The organism is Arthrobacter sp. H41 (genome assembly GCF_000520535.1).
Classification (GTDB): Bacteria; Actinomycetota; Actinomycetes; order Actinomycetales; family Micrococcaceae; genus Arthrobacter_D.
Genome location: NZ_KI914795.1, coordinates 21,854 through 26,030 on the forward strand (window position 1 = coordinate 21,854; position 4,177 = coordinate 26,030).

At 63.3% G+C, this 4,177-nt stretch carries 4 protein-coding genes; 2 read left to right on the plus strand and 2 right to left on the minus strand.

Going from position 1 to position 4,177, the window contains the following annotated elements; translation table 11 throughout:
- Positions 1–333: 333 nt before the first annotated feature.
- On the plus strand, positions 334–1,977 hold the full coding sequence (locus tag Y705_RS0109440; RefSeq protein WP_026532683.1) for a sensor histidine kinase: 1,644 nt from the start codon (positions 334–336) through the stop codon (positions 1,975–1,977).
- 103 nt (positions 1,978–2,080) lie between these two features.
- Here Y705_RS0109440 and Y705_RS0109445 read toward each other — a convergent pair whose 3' ends face one another.
- Complete coding sequence (locus tag Y705_RS0109445) at positions 2,081–2,326, minus strand: cell division protein CrgA (protein ID WP_026532684.1); 246 nt, start codon at positions 2,324–2,326, stop codon at positions 2,081–2,083.
- Between the two features lie 252 nt (positions 2,327–2,578).
- Here Y705_RS0109445 and Y705_RS0109450 point away from each other — a divergent pair, with 252 nt between their 5' ends.
- Positions 2,579–3,223, plus strand: coding sequence for an anthranilate synthase component II (locus Y705_RS0109450; RefSeq protein ID WP_026532685.1), 645 nt, complete (start codon positions 2,579–2,581; stop codon positions 3,221–3,223).
- A 3-nt stretch (positions 3,224–3,226) separates the two neighbouring features.
- On the opposite strand, the gene Y705_RS18760 is transcribed toward Y705_RS0109450, so the two are convergent.
- Positions 3,227–4,177 (minus strand): PASTA domain-containing protein (locus Y705_RS18760; protein ID WP_162149067.1); only part of this gene is annotated, 951 nt, incomplete at its 5' end.

The window sequence follows — 4,177 nt, forward strand, 5'->3', positions numbered from 1 at the left end:
CACCGACGACTATGGCCCGTATCCCTTCGGATACGGGCCATAGTCGTCGTTATCCACAGCAGTTATCAACACCGGGTATAACTTACACACATGTAATTCCACATCTGTGGATAAGCTGTGACTGGAGTTACACGATACGATCCGCGCTATCGTCCAAGTTGTGCACAGCTGTGGATAACTTAGTGCACAACGTGTGCACAAATTCCGACCCCGCGCTCCCGGTAAGTATTCGCAGCTTCGGGGCATTTACAGCGATAATGGAGAAATGGTCTCTCGCCCGAACAGCGCCCACTCGGTTGCGCCCGTCAGCAGGCAACCTCAGGCAACATCCGCATGACTGATCCGGCACCAGCAGAAGCGTCCCTGTTTCACCGGGTGAGTCCTCGAACCCGCATCGGACTGTGCCAGTTGCCGCTCACTGCCATCCTCGTGTGCATCGTCCTTGCTGCGCCCGCCGCCTGGCCTGGGCTGTTGAATGAGCCGCTTTTCCAGGTGTCGCTGCTGGTGCACGCACTCCTGTTGATTTCCTGCTGGGCTGTTCCGTGGGAGCGCCTGCCACATCGTGCGTCGCTTCTCATCCCGCTAGGCGACATGGGAGCCCTCGGCCTTTCACACGCCGGGGCGGCCGATTTCATGTCCGGCTTCGCCATCCTGCTGATCTTTCCGGTGATCTGGTTGTCGGCTTCCAGCAGCCTGTCCAGATTTTCGGTGGTGATCAGCTTTCTCGGACCCCTGCTGATCATCGCGCCTCCCCTCCTGATCCGATCCGTGTCTCCTACGGCTGCGGAAGCGACCGGTGCAGTCCTGATACCGGTCATGCTGTTCGCCGTCGCGCTCGGGGTGCGCTTCGTGACGGCGAACATGGCGCTGCAGCAGCGCAGGTTGGAGAAGAAGGACGTCGAGCTTCGGCAGCTGCTAGAGGTGAGCAGCGAGCGTGAGAGCCTCCTGCAGACCATCCTCGACACCATCGACGTCGGTGTGATCACCGTCGATGGAACCGGCAATGTCATGCTGACGAATCACCAGCATGAACTTTTCGAGCGCTCCACCCTTTCGCAGGGCGAAGCTGCTTCAGGCCAGCACAATCTCGCGCTTTTCGGCCAGGACGGGAAAACGCCCCTGCCGAAGAGCCGGTGGCCGGTGACACGGGCTGCCGCCGGAGAGACCTTCGGCGACTATCTGGTCTGGGTCGGTGAGGGCCCCACAGCGCGAGCGCTTTCCACTGCCGCACGGACGATAGAGACCGGGCCAGGGAAATTCCGGGGAGCGGTTCTTGCCTACAACGACGTCACGAGCCTGGTCGAGGCGCTGAAAGCCAAGGATGAAGTGATAGCAACGGTGTCCCATGAGCTGCGGACGCCGATAACCTCGATAGTCGGCAACCTCGAATTCGCGTCCAACGCGGATAGCCCCGAAGACGCATCCCACTATGTCGGGATCGCTTACAAGAATGCCGAACGCCTCAGCGAGCTGGTGTCCAGTCTTCTGCAGTCCGGCTCAGCCGGAATGAAGGTCTACCCCCGCGAGACCGACTTCGCCGGATTGATCGACTCCGTGGTCGGGTCGGTACTTCCCCAGGCAACCGCGGCAGGCATCGCCATCAAGACCGATGTCCCGGCACCGCTATGGACACACACCGATCCCCTGCGGATGGCCCAGGTGCTCGACAACCTTCTCTCGAATGCCATCAAGTACTCGCCGAAAGGTGGAGTGGTGGCTATTCGGGCGCGGGCCGATGACGGCCTGCTCACCCTGGATGTGCAGGACACGGGCATCGGACTATCCCCGACGGATGCTGCCCGCGTGTTCGAGAGATTCTTCCGGGCCACATCGGCTCGGGCATCTGCAATCCCAGGAACCGGACTCGGCCTGGCAATCGCGAAAGCCATCGTGGAAGGCCATTCGGGGACCATCTCCTGCGCGAGCAGACCCGGGTACGGCTCGACCTTCACCATCAGCCTCCCCGCCCAATCCTGAGGACCGGTACTCGTACCCGGGCCGCAGCTTTGTGCCGTGCTGAATGCGACACCTCGGCGCAAAACCGGAGACCACCGGGGCAGGGGTCCGCTCGGACCGGTGATCAGCGCCAGCGCGTGGTCATCAGGAATCCGACAATCGCTATCCCGAACCCGGCCATGATGTTCAGGGACCCCCACGGCTGCACCGGAAGAGTCCCTTCCGAGATGTAGTAGGTGATGATCCACAGCAGGCCGATGATCATGAGGCCGAACATCACGGGTTTGTACCAGACCGGATTTGGCTTGGGCTCCGCCGAAGCCGCGGCTCGGGTGGAAGCCGGCTTCTTACGGCGCTTTGACTCTGGCACAGATCCTCCTTGATGGGCCGGCTGGGAACCAGTCGGGCTACGTTTTTTACGGCAATACCGCCTGGGGCCGAAGCCCCGCTGGCGTGCGGGACGCTACACCTTCGGGCCGGCATCGTTTCTGTTGTCGATTCTAGCCAATGCACCCAAACCCGGGACGGTGGGCCGCTGCCGGGTCGGTGCGCGTATCATTGCAGAGGCCGCGATTGAGCCACGGCCAGAGCCCTTCCTGATTCCACGATTGGCAACTTTCCAATGACTGACACCACCAGAATCCTCGTTGTCGATAACTACGACAGCTTCGTCTACACCCTCGTGGGCTACCTGCAGGAACTCGGGGCGGAAACCACCGTTATTCGAAACGACGACGTTCCGCTCGCCGAAGCTGCGGCGCTTGCCGAGAACCGGGATGGCGTCCTGATCTCACCGGGACCGGGATCTCCCTCCGACGCCGGGGTCTGCGTGGACCTGATCCGCTGGTGCGGTGCCAACAACAAACCGATGCTCGGTGTCTGCCTGGGGCATCAGGCGCTGGCCGAAGCATACGGCGGTTCGGTGACACACGCCCCCGAACTCATGCACGGGAAGACCTCCCTGGTGGAGCACGATGCCACCAGCATCTTCGCCGGCCTGCCGTCGCCGGTCACCGCTACCCGGTACCACTCGCTCGCAGCTGTCAGCGACGACGTCCCTGCGGATCTCAATGTCACGGCGCGCACGGCGAGCGGGATCATCATGGGCCTTGAACACCGGACGGCTCCGCTGTGCGGGGTGCAGTTCCATCCTGAATCCGTCCTGACCGAGGGCGGCTACCGGATGCTCGGGAACTGGCTGGAGTCGCTCGGTCTGGAGGGGGCGGCGGCGAAGGCCTCGACCCTCAGCCCCCTGATCGCACGCTAACGTTCAGTCATCCTCGGGAAGGGACGACGGCGACGGCGAAGTGGTCGCCGCAGGAGGTGACGTGCCCGCCGTCGGTCCCGGGGAAGGACTTGGGGATGGACTTGTGGACGGACTTGGGGAAGGACTGAGCGGAGGTTCGGGTTCCGTGGCGGGGGCCGCTACCTGGAGAACGATCTCGGTTCCCTGGGGAACCTCGCTGCGGGCGGCGGCGCTCTGGTTCGTCACGATGCCGGGCTCGACCACGCTGTTCTCGACGGTCTCCACGCGGTAGGGCAACATCACGTCCGGATCGTTCAACAAAGCCGTTGCAGCCGACTGTGGCAGATCGATCAGCAACGGCACGGTCACCCGCCCATTGGACAGGACCAGATCCACGGTGCCGCCGGCCGGCACGGACGTACCTGCATCCGGAGAAGACGAGAGCACCCGGCCGGCTGTCACCGTGGCGCTGGTGGCCTCGGTCACCTGACCGGTCAGCAGTCCGGCACCTTCGAGAGCCGACCGGGCCGAGGACTCGGACAGGCCCCGGATGGATGCGGGAATCTCGACGTCGGCGGGTCCCAGCGAGAGAACCATCGTGACCTGGGAATCGGGGTCCACGCGTCGGCCTGCGTCCGGTTCGGAGGATACAACAAGGCCCGCCTCGACGTCGGAGTTGTACCGCTCGGTGAAAATGGGTATCAGCCCCGCCCTCGACAGTTCACCGGACGCTTGTGCTTCGGTCAGGCGTTCGACCACCGGCACTTCGATGAGCGGTGAGGCCTCGGGGGTGTTGTTCGGTTTGCCGAGGAGGAGGAAGCCGGTTGCAAGGACGAGGATCACCGCAGTGATGACGACAGTCAGCCAGGCTGCCCGTGAGGACTTCCGCCGCCGATGTTCGGCGTCGTCCTTGTGGGGTGTGATGCGCGGTTCCTGTCCGGTGGCGTAACCACCGGCGGCGTAACTACCGGCGGC